The organism is Sphingomonas sp. (assembly GCF_019746665.1).
Taxonomy (GTDB): domain Bacteria; phylum Pseudomonadota; class Alphaproteobacteria; order Sphingomonadales; family Sphingomonadaceae; genus Sphingomonas.
In genome coordinates this window covers 118,353-133,370 of record NZ_JAIERS010000007.1, presented here as the reverse complement: position 1 = coordinate 133,370, position 15,018 = coordinate 118,353, and the positions used below count along the sequence as shown (strand labels likewise).

At 67.5% G+C, this 15,018-nt stretch carries 12 protein-coding genes and 1 tRNA gene; 4 read left to right on the top strand and 9 right to left on the bottom strand.

Features of this window, described 5'->3' with window-relative positions:
- Positions 1-59: 59 nt before the first annotated feature.
- The 3 genes from K2X73_RS06995 to pyrC form a co-directional block, all read right to left on the bottom strand.
- The gene (locus tag K2X73_RS06995) at positions 60-758 is read right to left on the bottom strand and encodes a DUF4145 domain-containing protein (protein WP_294109450.1); all 699 of its coding nucleotides are present in this window, start codon (positions 756-758) and stop codon (positions 60-62) included.
- 373 nt (positions 759-1,131) lie between these two features.
- Complete coding sequence (locus K2X73_RS06990; RefSeq protein WP_294109449.1) at positions 1,132-1,521, bottom strand: cupin domain-containing protein; 390 nt, start codon at positions 1,519-1,521, stop codon at positions 1,132-1,134.
- Between the two features lie 105 nt (positions 1,522-1,626).
- Positions 1,627-2,667, bottom strand: a complete 1,041-nt coding sequence (gene pyrC, locus K2X73_RS06985; RefSeq protein ID WP_294109448.1) for a dihydroorotase — start codon at positions 2,665-2,667, stop codon at positions 1,627-1,629.
- A gap of 23 nt (positions 2,668-2,690) precedes the next feature.
- Here pyrC and K2X73_RS06980 point away from each other — a divergent pair, with 23 nt between their 5' ends.
- Positions 2,691-3,443 (top strand): folate-binding protein, encoded by a 753-nt coding sequence (locus K2X73_RS06980; RefSeq protein ID WP_294109446.1) that lies wholly within the window; start codon positions 2,691-2,693, stop codon positions 3,441-3,443.
- Between the two features lie 61 nt (positions 3,444-3,504).
- Positions 3,505-5,700 carry a family 1 glycosylhydrolase gene (locus tag K2X73_RS06975; protein WP_294109445.1) on the top strand — a complete coding sequence of 732 codons (2,196 nt, stop codon included), beginning with the start codon at positions 3,505-3,507 and terminating at the stop codon, positions 5,698-5,700.
- Between the two features lie 16 nt (positions 5,701-5,716).
- Here the strand turns inward: K2X73_RS06975 and K2X73_RS06970 are convergent.
- From K2X73_RS06970 to moaA, 3 genes are all read right to left on the bottom strand, one after another.
- Positions 5,717-5,791: transfer RNA gene (locus K2X73_RS06970), tRNA-Asn, on the bottom strand.
- Between the two features lie 72 nt (positions 5,792-5,863).
- Positions 5,864-6,643 (bottom strand): NAD kinase, encoded by a 780-nt coding sequence (locus tag K2X73_RS06965; RefSeq protein ID WP_294109444.1) that lies wholly within the window; start codon positions 6,641-6,643, stop codon positions 5,864-5,866.
- On the bottom strand, positions 6,640-7,650 hold the full coding sequence (moaA, locus tag K2X73_RS06960; RefSeq protein ID WP_294109443.1) for a GTP 3',8-cyclase MoaA: 1,011 nt from the start codon (positions 7,648-7,650) through the stop codon (positions 6,640-6,642). The genes K2X73_RS06965 and moaA overlap by 4 nt, the downstream gene beginning before the upstream one ends.
- An 88-nt stretch (positions 7,651-7,738) precedes the next feature.
- Here moaA and K2X73_RS06955 point away from each other — a divergent pair, with 88 nt between their 5' ends.
- On the top strand, positions 7,739-9,730 hold the full coding sequence (locus tag K2X73_RS06955; RefSeq protein WP_294109442.1) for a GGDEF domain-containing phosphodiesterase: 1,992 nt from the start codon (positions 7,739-7,741) through the stop codon (positions 9,728-9,730).
- Complete coding sequence (locus K2X73_RS06950; protein ID WP_294109441.1) at positions 9,730-10,137, top strand: SgcJ/EcaC family oxidoreductase; 408 nt, start codon at positions 9,730-9,732, stop codon at positions 10,135-10,137. The genes K2X73_RS06955 and K2X73_RS06950 overlap by 1 nt, the downstream gene beginning before the upstream one ends.
- A 41-nt stretch (positions 10,138-10,178) precedes the next feature.
- On the opposite strand, the gene K2X73_RS06945 is transcribed toward K2X73_RS06950, so the two are convergent.
- The 3 genes from K2X73_RS06945 to K2X73_RS06935 all read right to left on the bottom strand — a co-directional run bounded on the left by K2X73_RS06945 (position 10,179) and on the right by K2X73_RS06935 (position 14,800).
- Positions 10,179-11,972, bottom strand: a complete 1,794-nt coding sequence (locus tag K2X73_RS06945; protein WP_294109440.1) for an AMP-dependent synthetase/ligase — start codon at positions 11,970-11,972, stop codon at positions 10,179-10,181.
- Between the two features lie 83 nt (positions 11,973-12,055).
- Complete coding sequence (gene ggt, locus K2X73_RS06940; RefSeq protein WP_294109438.1) at positions 12,056-13,741, bottom strand: gamma-glutamyltransferase; 1,686 nt, start codon at positions 13,739-13,741, stop codon at positions 12,056-12,058.
- A gap of 51 nt (positions 13,742-13,792) precedes the next feature.
- Positions 13,793-14,800 (bottom strand): quinone-dependent dihydroorotate dehydrogenase, encoded by a 1,008-nt coding sequence (locus K2X73_RS06935; RefSeq protein WP_294109437.1) that lies wholly within the window; start codon positions 14,798-14,800, stop codon positions 13,793-13,795.
- Positions 14,801-15,018 lie beyond the last annotated feature (218 nt).

The following is a 15,018-nucleotide window of genomic DNA, read 5'->3' as shown; positions in this document are numbered from 1 at the left end:
TGCAGATTTCGGGTAACGATCCGATTTAATCGCATATAGCCGCGCCATTCTCTAAAAAGCTATTGCGCCTTGAACGCCTTCTGGGCTTTGGCAATGGCGTCCGCTTGCCGGGCAGGCCCGTTGTAAAGCTTCTCGAGCAGTAGGGACACGATTGTCATTCCCGCGATCATTTCATTTCTTGTCATTGCTATACCTTTGTGTGCGCCGGCGTTACCCTTTTTTCTGATCGTATGAAGAAGTTCTTTCTGAACATCATCGATATTGTTATTTATGCAAAGATTGTCGATCTTTTTTTCTAGAGTTCGGCCACCGCAATGCGCGTCATTCACGATAAATTCGATGATGAGCCGCAGGCCAATGGTAGCGAGATTTAGCTTGCCGCCTACCAAGCAGTACATCATCTCATCAATTAACTCACTAAGGCGCCGCGAAACATGGGAAGTGTCAAAAGAGAAGTCAGCCGAGGAGGGCGGAGGAAAGTGAGCGAACTCGTGGATTGCATACATTTGTCCGTACTCGTCGTGCGCGAAACACTGGCTGTCCCAGCTGTCCTTTTCAAAGCATACCGCATCACAGGCGCCGCAGCGAAACAGTGAAAAGATTGTTGCACCACTAATCATACCTTCCACGTTATGTTCAGTTTCCCAACTTCCATGGCATCGAGCCTCTAGCACGTGGATCGTCTCGCGACGGCAATCATTACACTGAAGCCGCTTGCGCTCATCGAGTATAGTAATACGCTCAAATTTATCGAACATCTGAGATCCTTATTGCTGTCAAGGGAAAACCCGATCGTTATTTTCTTATGTCAATCAATATATCGATAAATAGCAGAATCAGCGAACGAATTCTATCTTTATGTTTAAAGCGAGATGCTTAAATTGCCATCCCCTCGAATTGGCAGTTTGCGTGGTTATTTGTAAGGTATTTCATGTGTTTAAATTCCGTATCCAGTCTATGTCGGTAACTTAGTCATTTGCTTACTGGCTGCTCTTGTAAATCCACCGCCAAACCTGTCCTTAAAACCGCGCTTTCTCTCGCAAATCGGTTACGCCTTCAACGGATTTTTTTGAGTAGCAGATTCATCGGATGCCTTATTGCGCCAGCGGCGCTGAGAAAAAAAGTACCACCCTAAACGCTCGGCTCCCACGCTCCCCGCGATGCAGGCACCGCTTCATCCTCCCCCGGCCAGGCCGGCATGGTGACGCAGATGAATTTGAGATCGGCGTCGGGCGACACGTTGCGGAACTGAAAGGCGGTGCCGGGTTCCAGATCGATCGACGTGCCGGGCGTCAGCGCGGTGATCTTCTCTTGTGCGCCGTTGGAGCGCCAAATCTCGCCGGCACCTTCCAGCACGTACCAGATTTCATAGACAGTTCGGTGGGCGATTGGCCGGCTCGTGCGGCCGACGGGAACCGTGCTTTGGATCATCCCGCCCCTGGCGCCGCGCAGCAGCAGGCGCACCAGGGAGCCGGGCGCGGAGATCGTATCGGGTTCTTTCGGCAGTACGATTTCTTGCATGGCGGGTCGGCCCCTTGGTTCGCACGGCGTAGTCGCGATTCTGCGCCGCCCGCGCCATCGCCGCAACCGCCGTCGCAGGCTCCCGCGTGGGAACCGGCGATCGCCTCAGCGGACGAACCGCCAGGGCAAGGTCTCGCCGGCGTGGAAGGGGACGATGCTGGTGTCGGCCGCTGACAGCGCGGCGGGCACCTCGACGGGCGCGCGTTCGAGCGTCACCCGCGTCTCGTTGAGCGGCAGGCCGTAGAAGCGCGGGCCATATTCGCTCGCGAACCCCTCCAATTTGTCGAGCGCGCCCTCGGCCTCGAACAGGGTCGCATAGCTTTCCAGCGCGAAGGGGGCGTTGAAGATGCCGGCGCAGCCGCACGCGGCTTCCTTCGCCTCGCGGGCATGGGGGGCGCTGTCGGTGCCAAGGAAGAATTTGGGGTCGCCCGAGGTCGCCGCCGCCACGATCGCGCGGCGGTGCGTCTCGCGCTTGGCGACCGGCAGGCAATAGGCGTGCGGGCGCAGCCCTCCAGCGAACATCGCGTTGCGGTTGATGTGAAGGTGCTGCGGGGTGATCGTCGCCGCGACATGGGGGCCGGCGGCGCGCACGAAGGCGGCGGCATCGGCGGTGGTGATATGCTCGAACACGATCTTCAGTTCGGGGAAATCGCGCACCAGGCCGGTCAGGGTACGCTCGATGAACACCGCCTCGCGATCGAAGATGTCCACCTCATGGTCGGTCACCTCGCCGTGGATCAGCAGCGGCATCCCGATCGCCTGCATCGCCTCCAGCACCGGCCATAGCCGGCGAATGTCGGTGACGCCGTGGGCGGCATTGGTGGTGGCGTGGGCAGGGTAGAGCTTGCACGCGGTGAACACCCCCTCGGCATGGCCGCGCGCGATCTCGGCCGGGTCGGCGTCATCGGTCAGGTAACAGGTCATCAGCGGGGTGAAGTCGGCGCCTGCGGGCAGCGCCGCCAGGATGCGCGCGCGATAGGCTTCGGCGGCGGCGACGGTGGTGACGGGCGGCACCAGATTGGGCATCACGATCGCGCGGGCGAACTGGCGCGCGGTGTAGGGCAGCACGGCGGCGAGCATCGCGCCATCGCGCAGATGCAGGTGCCAATCATCGGGGCGGCGCAGCGTCAGCACTTCTTTTTCCATCGCGCCTCCCTTAGCTAAGCGGCATGAGCGAAACCAGTATGCTTGGGCCAACGATGCTCGCCGACCGCGCCGTGCTGCGGGTGAGCGGCGCCGAGGCGCGGGCCTTCCTGCAGGGGTTGGTGACGCAGGACGTGCGCAGCCTGTCGCCGCAAGCGCCGCGTTGGGGCGGGCTGCTGACCCCGCAGGGCAAGGCGCTGTTCGACTTCATCCTCTGGGCCGATCCCGACGATCCGCAAGCGGTGCTGATCGATTGCGAGGCGGCGCGCGCCGAGGCGCTCGCGCAGCGGTTGCGGCTCTATCGGCTGCGGCGCCCGGTCGAGATCACGCTGACCGAATTCAAGGTGCATTGGGCGCGCACGGGCGCGCACGGCGTTGCCGATCCGCGGCTTTTAGGGCTCGGGAGACGGTGGTTGGGCGGCGCGGGCGTGCCCGGGAGCGGCTGGCACGGGCACCGATTGAGCCTGGGCGTCACCGAGGGCGTGGCCGAACTGGGCGACGGTGAGACGCTCTGGCTCGAATGCAACGCCCGCGAACTGAACGGGGTGAGCTTCGCCAAGGGCTGCTATGTCGGGCAGGAAAACACCGCGCGGATGCACCACCGCGCCAAGGTCAACCGCCGGCTGATCGTGGCCCCGCTCGCCGAGGGCGGGGAACGGACGCGGGCGCGCTATCCCGAGCTGGGGCTGATGGTCGAGCGCCGCGCGGTCGACGCGCTGGGCGACGCGCTGGTGCCCGATTGGCTCGCCGCCGCCCTGGCCGAGCCCGCGCCGGCCTGACTTCCGCGCAACCCACGCGCCCTCCCGACGGTTATGCCTGCGACAATTGGGAGAAATCATAATGGCGCCGCCGCCGCTTGAACTCTGGGGCGGGCTCGAATGCACGCTCAACCGCGTCGGCGACCGCTTCGGCGATCAGCTGGCGCTGAGCGGCCACCGCGACCGCCCCGACGATATCGATCGCATCGCCAGCCTCGGGCTGAGCGCGGTGCGCTATCCGGTGCTGTGGGAGCAGGTGTCGCCGGACCATCCCGAGCAGGCCGATTGGGCGTTCCCCGACGCGCGCCTCGACGCCCTGCGCGCGCATGGTATCCGCGTGATCGCTGGCCTGGTCCACCATGGTAGCGGACCGGCCTATACCGATCTGCTCGACGATCAGGGCTTCGCGACCGGCCTTGCCCGCCATGCCGCGCGCGTCGCCGAGCGCTATCCGTGGATCGAGGATTGGACGCCGGTCAACGAACCACTAACCACCGCGCGGTTCGCCGCCCTCTACGGCCATTGGTATCCGCACCGCCGTGATGAGCGCGCTTTCTGGCGGGCGTTGCTCAATCAGATCGACGGCACAAGGCTGGCGATGGCGGCGATCCGGCGCGTGATCCCGCACGCGCGCCTGATCCAGACCGATGATCTGGGGCGCAGCTTCGCTACCCCCACGCTCGCCGACCAGGCGGCGTTCGACAATCTCCGCCGCTGGGCGAGCTGGGATCTGCTGTGCGGCATGGTCACGCGGTCGCACCCGCTTTGGGCGCGGCTCGCCAATTTCGGTTTCGCCGACCGGCTGAGCGCGATCGCGGACGCGCCGTGCCCGCCCGACATCATCGGCATCAACCATTACCTGACGAGCGACCGTTTCCTCGACGAGCGGCTGCACCGCTATCCGCGCGAAAGCCACGGCGGCAATGGGCGCCAGAGCTATGCCGATGTCGCCGCGATCCGCGTGCTCGATCCGCCACCGCCGGGGATCGCGGGTGCGGTGCGCGAGGCCTGGGCGCGCTACCGCCGGCCGATCGCGATCACCGAGGTGCATAATGGCTGCACCCGCGACGAGCAGTTGCGCTGGCTCGCGGAAGGCTGGGATACGGCACGGGCGCTGCGCGGCGAGGGGGTCGATCTGCGCGCCGTCACCGCCTGGTCGCTGTTCGGCAGCTGTGGCTGGAACACATTGCTCACCGCGCCCGGCCGCTATGAGTCCGGGGTGTTCGACGTGAGCAGCGGCGACGTGCGTGAGACCGCGGCGGCCGATCTGCTACGCGGCCTGCTCATCGACGCGCCGCGCCCGCCCGTCGCGCGCACGCCCGGCTGGTGGCGGCGGCCGATCCGGCTGGAGCATCGGGTCGTTCATCTCGGTCAACCGCGACCGCTCGCCGCGCCCGGCACGCCCGACGACGTGCCGCCGCTGCTGATCTGCGGCGCGACCGGCACGCTCGGCCAAGCCTTCGCGCGTGCCTGCGCCGCCCGCAACATTCCCTATGTGCTGACCGACCGCCGGCAACTTGATCTGCGCGACCCGGCGAGCATCGTCCGCGCGCTCGAGGGGCATCGCCCCTGGGCGGTGGTGAACGCCGCTGGCTATGTCCGTGTCGACGCCGCCGAGCAGGAGCGCGCCCGCTGTTTCGAGGCCAATAGCGACGGGCCGACCCGGCTCGCCCGCGCTGCCGCCGCGCGCGGAATCGCGACGCTCAACTTCTCGAGCGACCTGGTGTTCGATGGTGCGAAGGGCGATGCTTATGTCGAGAGCGACGCCCCCGCGCCGCTCAACGCCTATGGCGAGAGCAAGGCGCGGATGGAGGCGGAGCTCGCGGGGCTCGCCGGGCGGCACCTGATCGTGCGGACCGCGGCGTTCTTCTCGCCGTTCGATGCGCATAATTTCGCGGTTCATGCCGCCCATGCGCTGCGATCGGGCCAACGCTTCGCCGCCGCCGAGGATCAGGTGGTGACGCCGACCTTCGTGCCCCATCTGGTCGACGCCGCGCTCGATCTGCTCATCGATCCGGCTGAAGGAGTGTGGCACCTGACGAACGGCGCCGCCATGAGCTGGGCCGAGTTCGCCCGCGCGGTCGCGCGAGCGCTGGGGCTGGACACCGGCCTGATCGACGCGGTGCCGGCGGCGACGCTAGGCTTCGCCGCGCCGCGCCCACCCGCCGTGCCGCTGGCGAGCACGCGCGGCGCCTTGATGCCCAGCTTCGACGCGGCGCTCAGCGGGTTCGTCGCCGGCCTCGCGGTGCAGAGCGAGGCGCCGCGTGTGGCAGCATAACGATGCGGGTGAGAAGTGGCTCCCCGAGTTGGATTCGAACCAACGGCCGCTCGATTAACAGTCGAGTGCTCTACCGCTGAGCTATCGGGGAACGCGGAAGCCGGCTCTATAGCGGCGGCTTGCGGCTTTGCAAGACGCTAATTGCACGCCCCGCCGGCGCGGTTCAGGCGATGAATTGCTCCATCGTGATGCGATCGTCGAGCGCGTGTTCGGGGTCGAACAACAGCGTCAATTCGCGCGCGCGGTCGATCACCACTTCCACCACCGCCACGTCGCGCACCTCGCGCTGGTCGGCGACGGCGCTCACCGGGCGCTTCATCGGTTCGAGCACGCGCAGGCGGATACGCGCCTTGTCGGGCAGCACCGCGCCGCGCCAGCGGCGGGGGCGGAACGGACTGATCGGCGTGAGCGCGATCAGCGACGAACCAAGCGGCAGGATCGGGCCGTTGGCGGACAGATTATAAGCGGTCGATCCCGCCGGGGTGGCCGCCAAGATGCCGTCGCACACCAGCTCGGGAATCACGACGCGGTCGTTGAGCGTCACCTCGATCTTCGCCGTCTCGCGGGTTTCGCGCAGCAGCGACACCTCGTTGATCGCCGGCAATTCGTGGCGCGCGCCCGCCATCGTCTCGGCGTGCATCTTCAAGGGGAACACGTTGAACGCCTTGGTCTCCGCGAGCCGATCGTCGAGCCCGGTCGCGCGCCATTCGTTCATCAGGAAGCCGAAAGTGCCCAGGTTCATCCCGAACACCGGCACGGGATCGCCCGGGCGTTCGAGCAGCCCGTGGAGCGTCTGGAGCATGAAGCCATCGCCGCCGAGCGCGACGATCAGCTCGGCTTCCTTTTCGGGCACCCAATCGGCGATCTCGCGCAGCTGCGCCGCCGCCGCCTGAGCCTGCGCGGTGGGCGAGGCGACCAGCGCCCGGCGCGCGAAACGGCTCATCCGCCGGTGACGCTCATATGGCGGCGCGTCGCGGGCGCGGCACCTGGCGTGATGCGGAAGGCGTGCGCGGCGGGCTTGAGCGCGAGCGCTTCGTCAATCGCGGCATCGAGCGCGGCGATCCCGCCGTCGCGCAGGGCGGCCTTCAGATCGACCTGATCCTCATGCCCCAGGCACATGAACAGCCGCCCTTCGGTCGTCAGCCGGACGCGATTGCAGCCGTCGCAGAAATTGTTGGTGAGCGGCGAAATCAGCCCGAGCCTGGTGCCCCAGGGCGCGACCCGCCAGTAGCGCGCGGGGCCGCCAGTGCGGTGATCGCTGGCGGTAAGGGTGAAGCGGCGCTCGAGATCGGCGAACACTTGGGTGAGCGGCAGGAAGCGGTCCGCCCGGTCCTCGTCGATCGCGCCCAGAGGCATCGTCTCGATCAGCGACAGATCAAAGCCATTCGCGCCGCACCAGGCGAGCATCGGTGCGATCTCGTCCTCGTTCAGCCCTTTGAGCGCGACCATGTTGATCTTGATCGCGAGCCCCGCGTCACGCGCGGCGAAGATGCCGCGCAGCACCGATTCGACATCGCCGACCCGGGTGATGAAGCGGAAGCGTTCGGGGTCGCGGCTGTCCAGGCTCACATTGAGCCGCCGCAGCCCGGCGCAGTACAGCGCCTCGGCATGGTCCGCGAGGCGGGTGGCGTTCGTTGTCATCGTCAACTCGTCGAGCCCGGTGCCGACGTGCCGCCCCAGCCGATGCGCCAGTTCCACGACATCGCGCCGCACCAGCGGCTCGCCGCCCGACAGGCGAATCTTGCGCACACCGCGCGCGATGAAGCGTTCGGCGATGATCGCGATCTCCTCCAGGCTCAGCAGCGCCGAGCGTGGCAGGAAGCGCATCTCCTCCGCCATGCAATAGCGGCAGCGCAGGTCGCAGCGGTCCGTCACCGAAATCCGCAGATAGCGGATCGCGCGGCCATGCGCGTCGGTGAGCGGCGCGGCGGGGGGAGGGGTGGCGGCCATCGCGCCAGAGCTAAGCCCTGTTATCGGACGCTGCAAGTCGCGGCCATGCCGTTGGCGAAAGGATGAACTCCCGCTAGGTTGGCGTACGATGAGCCAGCCGGCGCCCGACACCAGCCAAACCGAGCCGCAACCCGCGCCGCTGTTCGTGCTGTCGTTCCGCCAGCGCGACGAGATCGCCGCGCTCGCCGCGCGGGGGGGCTGGCAGGTGATCGCCGCGCGCCGGGCGGAGGGCGCGGCGGATCGCTTCGCGGCGAGCGGCGCGCGGGTAGCCGTCGTGGACGCACGTGGCGCGCTGGGCGAGGGGCTGCGCGCGGCGGCGGCGCTCGGCGCGGCGGTGCAGCAGCGCGCGGCGGCGCTGCTCGTGCTGGTCTCGCGCGGCGATGTCGGCGCGATCACGACCTTTTTCGAGGCGGGCGCCACGCATTTCCTGTCGAGCCCGCACAGCGAGGCCGAATTCGTCCAGGCGCTGCGCTTCGCCGCGCGCCATGCCGAGCGCGTCGTCCATCCCGGGCGGGCCGCCGGCGAAGTGCTCGGGTGGCGATTGCAGGGCGGCGCGGTGCGGATGAGCACGGCCCTGGCCGGGTTGCTCGGCGTGCCTGCCGCGGTGTCGGCGCGCGCGCTACTCCGCCTGCTGGTGCCCGACGATCGCGCGGTCGCGCTCGCGGCGCTGCGCCGCCTGCGCGCCAAGGGGCGGCCGACCGCCTTCGCGCACGATCTGCCGGGGCTGGGGCGGGTGGTGCAGCATCTTCAGGCCGATCCCGCGAGCGGCGCGCCCGAGGCGCTGATCGAGCGGCTGTCCGGCGCCACCGATGCGGGCGCGCTGGTGCGCGACGCCTTGTCGGGCGCGCGCGACGCCGCCTCGGCCCGGCGCTGGCTCGATCGCGCGCTGGGGCAGGGCGCGCGGGTGCAGGTGGCGCTGATCGCGCTCAGCCGCTTCGATCTGGTCAACGCCGCATATGGCCGCGAGGCGGGCGACGCGGTGCTGCGCGCGGCGCAGCGCAGGATCGAGGAGGCCGCCGCCGAAGCAGTCGGGCGCGACGCGGTGGTCGCGCGGCTGAGCGGTTCGGACTTTCTGCTCGCCGCCGAAGACGGCATGGCGCGGATCGAGGCCGCCGCCGGGCGCGTGGCCGAGGCGTTGGCACGACCGTTCGTCGCGGGGAACGCCATGGTCGTGCTCGGCTGCCGTATCGGCCTTGCCGATAGCGAGGGCGGCGATGATGGCAGCACGTTGATCGCGCGGGCGGGCGAAGCGCTTGAGGTCGCGCGCGGCTCTAACAGCCTGACGGTGCATGTCGCGCAGCGGGGGGCGCCGGCGGCGCTCGATACGCTGGCGCTCGATCTGCGGCGCGCGCTGGAACGATGCGAGATCGAGATTCGCTTCCAGCCTCAGGTGGCGGTGGCGAGCGGGGCGATCACCGGGGTCGAGGCGCTCGCGCGCTGGGATCATCCCGTGCTTGGCGCGCTCGGGGCCGAGCCGTTGTTCGCGGCCGCGCAACGCGCCGAGCTCGGCATCGCGCTTTCCGATCATATCCAGCGCGCCGCACTTGCCGCCGCCGCTCGCTGGCAGGGGCGTTGCGCGCAGTTGCGCCTCGCCATCAACCTGACCGCCGCCGATATCGGCCGGCCGAACTTCGCCGACATCTTCCTCGACCGCGTCGACGAAAGCCGGTTTCCGCGCAGTCGCTTGACCGTGGAGATCACCGAAACCGGCTTGATCGAGGATCTGGGCGCCGCCGCCGCCTTGCTCGCCACGCTGCGACAAGCGGGCTGCCGCGTCGCGATCGACGATTTCGGCACGGGCTATTCGAGCCTTGCCTATCTGAAGGCGCTGCCGCTCGATTATCTCAAGATCGACAAGAAGCTGGCGCAAGACATCGCCGGCAGCCCGCGCGACCGGATCGTGGTGCGCGGGGTGATCGACATGGCGCGCTCGCTTGGCCTCGCGGTGATCGCCGAAGGCGTGGAGACGCCCGAGCAGCTCGATCTGCTCGCGCGTGAGGGCTGCCAATATTATCAGGGCTTTCTCTGCGCGGGGCCGCTTCAGGGCGGGGCGCTGAGCAGGCTGGTGGAGGCGCAGTGATGTGGATGGTGTTGGCAGCGGCCGTAGCGATGGCACCCGATCAGGTGGCGATCGAAGCGGCGATGGCGGACAGCGCCGCCGGCTGGAACGCGGGCGACGTTGATCGCTTCATGGCCGTCTATTCGGATGCGCCCGAGGCCAGTTTCGTCACCGCCGACGGCCTGGTGCGCGGCAAGCCGGCGATGATCGCGCGCTACCGCGCCAGATATGATTTCGCCGATGCCGCCAAGCGCGGCGTGCTGAGCTTCAAGACGCTCGATTACCGCCCGCTGGGGCCAGCCCATGCGCTGTTCATCGCGCGCTATACGCTGACCTATGCCGATGGCCGGACGGTAAGCGGCCCGACCAGCCTCGTCTTCCGCCGCGAGAAGCGCGGATGGAAGATCGTCGCCGACCATAGCGGGTAAGGGAAGGGCGCCCGCGTCGCGACCTTCCCCTGCCGCGCGCCCTATCCCTTGTACAGCGCGTCCAGCCGCGCGCCGTAAACCTGTTTCAGCACGTGCCGCCTGATCTTCAGCGACGGCGTCAACTGCTGATTCTCGATCGTGAACGGCTCATCGGCGATGATGAAGCGGCGGACGCGCTCGATCACCGACAAATCCTTGTTTACGCGCTCAACGGCGGCGGAAAGCGCGGCGCGATAGTCGGCGTTCTCCGTCAGCTTAGCGAAGTTGCAGTTGACGCCGGTCTTCGCGCAGAATTCCTGTGTCCATTCGGGATCGGGCACTAGCACCGCGACCATATAGGGCTTGCGGTCCCCGGCGATCATCGCCTGCAGGATTTCGCTCTGAAGGGTGAGCATCCCCTCCACCTTCTGCGGGGCGACATTGTCGCCCTTGTCGTTGATGATCAGATCCTTCTTGCGATCGGTGATCTTGATCCGCCCCTTCGCGTCGATCACGCCGATGTCGCCGGTGTGGAGCCAGCCATCCTTCAGGACGCGCGCGGTTTCTTCCTCATTGTTCCAATAGCCGTGCATCACCAGCTCGCCGCGCACCAGGATTTCGCCGTCCTCGGCGATGCGGACTTCGGTGTTGGCGAGCGGCGGGCCGACCGTGTCGTGCTTCAGCCCCACTTTCGGGCGGTTGCACGAGATGACGGGCGCCGCCTCGGTCTGGCCATAGCCCTGCAGGAAAGTGATGCCGAGCGCATCGAAGAAGATGCCGATTTCCGGGTTCAGCGGCGCGCCACCCGAGACCATCGCCTTGATCCGTCCGCCAAAGCGCTGGGCGATGCGCGGGCGCAGCGTCCGGCTGAGCAGCAGGTCGAGCGGCATGTCGAGGATGCCCCGCTTGTCCGCTGCCTTGCGCGTGCCCACCGCCATCGCCTGCCCCAGCAGCCAGTTGGGCAGCTTGCCCTGCTTTTCGATCTGCTTGACGATGCGCTGGCGCAGCACCTCGAACAGGCGCGGCACGACGACCATGATCGTCGGCCGCGTCTCCTCAATATTCGAGGCGAGCTTGTCGAGGCCTTCGGCGTAATAGATCTGCCCACCCAGCGCGATGGGGAAATGCTGTCCCGCGCTATGCTCATAGGCGTGGCTGAGCGGCAGGAAGGAGAGAAAGACTTCATCCTCCCAGCCGAAATCTTCCGAAATCACCTCGGTGCAGCCATAGCAATTGTGCAGGATCGCGCCGTGGTGCTGGCGCACCCCGCGCGGCGCGCCGCCGGTGCTGCTGGTGTAGATGATGCACGCCAGATCATCGCGCGTGAGCAGCTGCGCTTGGGCTTCGGCGGCCGCCGGATCGGTCGGGTGGTCGGTGATCAGCTTGCCGAAGCTGTGGAACGAGACATCGCCCGATTGGCCGATCCGCAGATCCTCGATCCCGATCACGGTGCGCAAAGCCGAGGAGCGCAGCACCGCCGGCAGCAGCGTCTTGGCGAGCTTCGCGTTCGACACGATAACCGCGCGCGCGCCCGAATTCTCGATGATGTGGCTGTGATCGCGTTCGGTATTGGTGGTGTAGGTGGGCACCGTCACCGCCCCCGCCGCCATGATCGCGAGATCGGCGATGCACCACTCGGGCCGGTTCTCGGCGACCAGCATCACTCGGTCGCCGGGTGCGATGCCGACATTCTTCAGCCCTTGCGCGAGGCTCGCCACCTGTCGCGCCACCTCTGCCCAGCTCTGCGACTGCCAGCGCCCCCCGGCCTTGTGCCACAGAAACGGCCGGTCCCCGCCTTCGCGTGCCCGGGTGAAGAACATGCTGACGAGATTGGGAAAATGTTCCAGCGTTCGCATCGTCTCTCCAAAAAAGAAACGTCGCCCCCCAGCGACTTTGCCTTGTTGTTTTGGACGCCGCGATCGTTGCCGCGGCGCCGGGATTATTCGCCGAGCGCCTCGCCCACGCTGCGCGGATCGGCGGCGCCGACCCAGCCGGTCGTGGTCAGCTCGGCGGCATTGGCCTTCAGTCCCAGCTCGGCCACGTTCACCCGGTGGCCGAGCGCTTCGAGCGCGGGCTTCATCGGCTCCAGCACCGTGCCGCGCTCCAGAATGATGCCGTTGTCGCCGAAATAGACGAGGCCGAGCGCGATCGAGTCCCGCGCGCTCATCCCCCAATCGAGATGCGCGATCAGTGCCTTGGCCACCTGCATGATGATCGTCTTGCCGCCCGCCGCGCCGACGGTGAACACGGGCTTACCGCCCGCGTCATAAACGATCGTCGGCGACATAGACGAGAGTGGCCGCTTGCCGCCTTCCACCCGGTTGGCGACGGGCGCGCCGTTCTTTTCGGGCGCGAAGGTGAAGTCGGTGAGTTCGTTGTTGAGCACATAGCCGCCCGTCACGAGCTGACTGCCGAACGGGCCTTCGACCGTCGAGGTCATCGTCGCGACATTGCCATCATGGTCGACCGCGACGAAATGGGTCGTACCTTTCACTTCGCTCGACACGCCCGGGCTGCGCGGTGCGGCGCCCGGCGGCGTCCCCGCTTCATAGCTGCCGCGCGCCCTGGCGGGGTCGATCAACGTCGAGCGCTGGGCAAGGTAGTTTTTGTCGATCAGGCCTTTCAGCGGCATCGACACGAAATCGGGATCGCCCAGATAAAGCTCGCGATCGGCGTAAGCGAGCTGCATCGCCTCGGCGATCAGGTGCCACGCCTTGGGATCGTTCGGCCCCATCGCCTTCAGATCGAAGCGTTCGAGCATCCCCAGGATTTGCAGCACGGTGATCGCGCCCGAAGAGGGCGGGCCCATGCCGCAAATCTTGTAGCCACGATACGCGCCGCAGATCGGCGCGCGCTCCTTGGCCTGATAGCCGGCGAGATCGGCGAGCGTCATGTCCGCCGGGTTGCGCTTGGCGCCGGTGACGGTCGCGACGATCGCCTGCGCGTTCTCGCCCTTGTAGAAGGCGTCGGGACCGATCGCGGCGATCCGGCGCAGGGTGAGCGCGAGCGCGGGGTTCTTCACCATTTCGCCAGCGGCGAGCGGCTTGCCGCTGGGCGCGTACAGCGCGCTGATCGCCGGGAATTCCTTCCAGACCTGGCTCACATACCCCATGCCGCGCGCCATCGGGGCGCTGACCGGATAGCCATTTTCCGCCAGTTTGATCGCCGGCTGGAACAGCGTGCGCCAGGGAAGCTTGCCGAAGCGCTTATGCGCCATCGCCATCAGCGCGATATTGCCCGGTACGCCAACCGACAGCCCGCCCGGGATCGCCTGGAAGCGACCGAGCGGCTTGCCGCTCGCATCGAGGAAGCGGCGCGGTGTCGCCGCCTTGGGCGCGGTTTCGCGCCCGTCGATCGAGACCAGCTTGCCCTTGGCCGGCTGATACAGGAAGAAGCCACCGCCGCCGATCCCGCTCGATTGCGGCTCGACCACGGTCAGCGCGAGCATCATCGCCAGCTCGGCGTCCGCCGCGCTGCCACCTTGCCGGAGGATTTCGCGACCGGCCTCGGCGGCGAGCGGGTGGGCGGCGGAAACGACGCCGCGCGACGGAGTCGGGGCCGGCCCCTGGGCACAGGCGGGCGCGCTGAGCAGCAACGCGGCCGCGGCAAGAAGTTGAGCCTTCATGGCCATGGACCCTAGCGGGCTTTGCCGCAAAGGAGCAAGCCGTAGCGGCACTCAGCCGCCCGGCGCGCCATCGCGCGCATAGAGCGCCGCCAAGGCCTGATTGATCCGCCGGGCAAGGCCCGGTCCGCGATAGACCAGCGCCGAATAGAGCTGCACGAGCCGCGCGCCATGGGAAAGGCGCCAATAGGCTTCCTCGGCGCTGTCGATACCGCCGACCGCGATGAGCGGCAGCTGCCCGCCGCTCGCCGCGCGCGCTTCGAGCAGCTTTTGCCGCGCCAGCGCCTTGAGTGGCGCGCCCGAAAGCCCGCCCGCCTCGTTCGCCGCCGGCGCGGCGAGCGACGGGCGGCTGAGCGTGGTGTTGCCGACGATCAGTGCGGCGACACCGTGCTCGATCGCCGCGCGTACCGCGTGGTCGATGCCAGGCGCGTCGAGATCGGGGGCGATCTTCAGGAATAGCGGCGTGCTCCCCCGCGCCTCGGCGCAGGCGGCGAGCAGTTCGGTGAGCGCGCTGCCCGATTGCAGATCGCGCAGGCCCGGCGTGTTGGGCGAGCTGATGTTGATCGTGATGTAATCGGCATAGGGCACCGCCGCCGCGACGCCGCGCGCATAATCGGCGGTGCGATCGGGGCTGTTCTTGTTCGCGCCGACATTGATACCAAGCACGCCGCGCCGTCGCCCCGGCACGCGCCGCAGCGCCGCCGGCAGGCCGCCATTGTTGAACCCCATCCGGTTGATCACGCCTTCGTCCTCCACCAGGCGGAACAGGCGCGGGCGGGGATTGCCCGCCTGGGGCAGGGGGGTGAGCGTTCCCACCTCGACACTGCCGAAGCCCAGCGCGAAGAAGCCCGCGATGGCCTCCGCATCCTTATCGACCCCGGCGGCGAGGCCGAGCGGAGAGGGAAAGCTGAGGCCGGCGAGCGTCACCGCCAGGCTTGGGTCGGGGGTTGGCGCCTTGCCCGGAGTGCCAAGCGTACCCCAGGCGGCGAGCGCTTTGATGGTCAGGCGGTGTGCCCGTTCGGGTTCAAGCGCGAACAGGGCCGGTCTCAAGGCGGCGAACATGGCGCGTGCTTTTGGCAAAGCCGCGCGGCGCGGTCAAAGGGGCACGCGACCGCGCCGCTGGAAGGCACTCGTCTGGCGCCGCAAGGCCCGCCCCTCCACGGGAGAGGGGGCCAGCGGGTTTATGGAATGCACGAACCGCGTGCGCGCGCCCAAATTCAAGTTGACGCCCGACGCCCGCGCCCCCATGTGCCAATCGGATCAAAACCGTCCGATTAGGA

Excerpts from the sequence above, each read along its gene's own strand:
- K2X73_RS06935 (WP_294109437.1), bottom strand. The coding sequence starts at position 14,800 with ATGTTCGCCGCCTTGAGACCGGCCCTGTTCGCGCTTGAACCCGAACGG.
- K2X73_RS06950 (WP_294109441.1), top strand. The coding sequence starts at position 9,730 with ATGTGGATGGTGTTGGCAGCGGCCGTAGCGATGGCACCCGATCAGGTG.
- K2X73_RS06980 (WP_294109446.1), top strand. The coding sequence starts at position 2,691 with ATGAGCGAAACCAGTATGCTTGGGCCAACGATGCTCGCCGACCGCGCC.
- K2X73_RS06990 (WP_294109449.1), bottom strand. The coding sequence starts at position 1,521 with ATGCAAGAAATCGTACTGCCGAAAGAACCCGATACGATCTCCGCGCCC.
- K2X73_RS06975 (WP_294109445.1), top strand. The coding sequence starts at position 3,505 with ATGGCGCCGCCGCCGCTTGAACTCTGGGGCGGGCTCGAATGCACGCTC.
- K2X73_RS06955 (WP_294109442.1), top strand. The coding sequence starts at position 7,739 with ATGAGCCAGCCGGCGCCCGACACCAGCCAAACCGAGCCGCAACCCGCG.
- K2X73_RS06995 (WP_294109450.1), bottom strand. The coding sequence starts at position 758 with ATGTTCGATAAATTTGAGCGTATTACTATACTCGATGAGCGCAAGCGG.
- K2X73_RS06945 (WP_294109440.1), bottom strand. The coding sequence starts at position 11,972 with ATGCGAACGCTGGAACATTTTCCCAATCTCGTCAGCATGTTCTTCACC.
- pyrC (WP_294109448.1), bottom strand. The coding sequence starts at position 2,667 with ATGGAAAAAGAAGTGCTGACGCTGCGCCGCCCCGATGATTGGCACCTG.
- moaA (WP_294109443.1), bottom strand. The coding sequence starts at position 7,650 with ATGGCCGCCACCCCTCCCCCCGCCGCGCCGCTCACCGACGCGCATGGC.
- K2X73_RS06965 (WP_294109444.1), bottom strand. The coding sequence starts at position 6,643 with ATGAGCCGTTTCGCGCGCCGGGCGCTGGTCGCCTCGCCCACCGCGCAG.
- ggt (WP_294109438.1), bottom strand. The coding sequence starts at position 13,741 with ATGAAGGCTCAACTTCTTGCCGCGGCCGCGTTGCTGCTCAGCGCGCCC.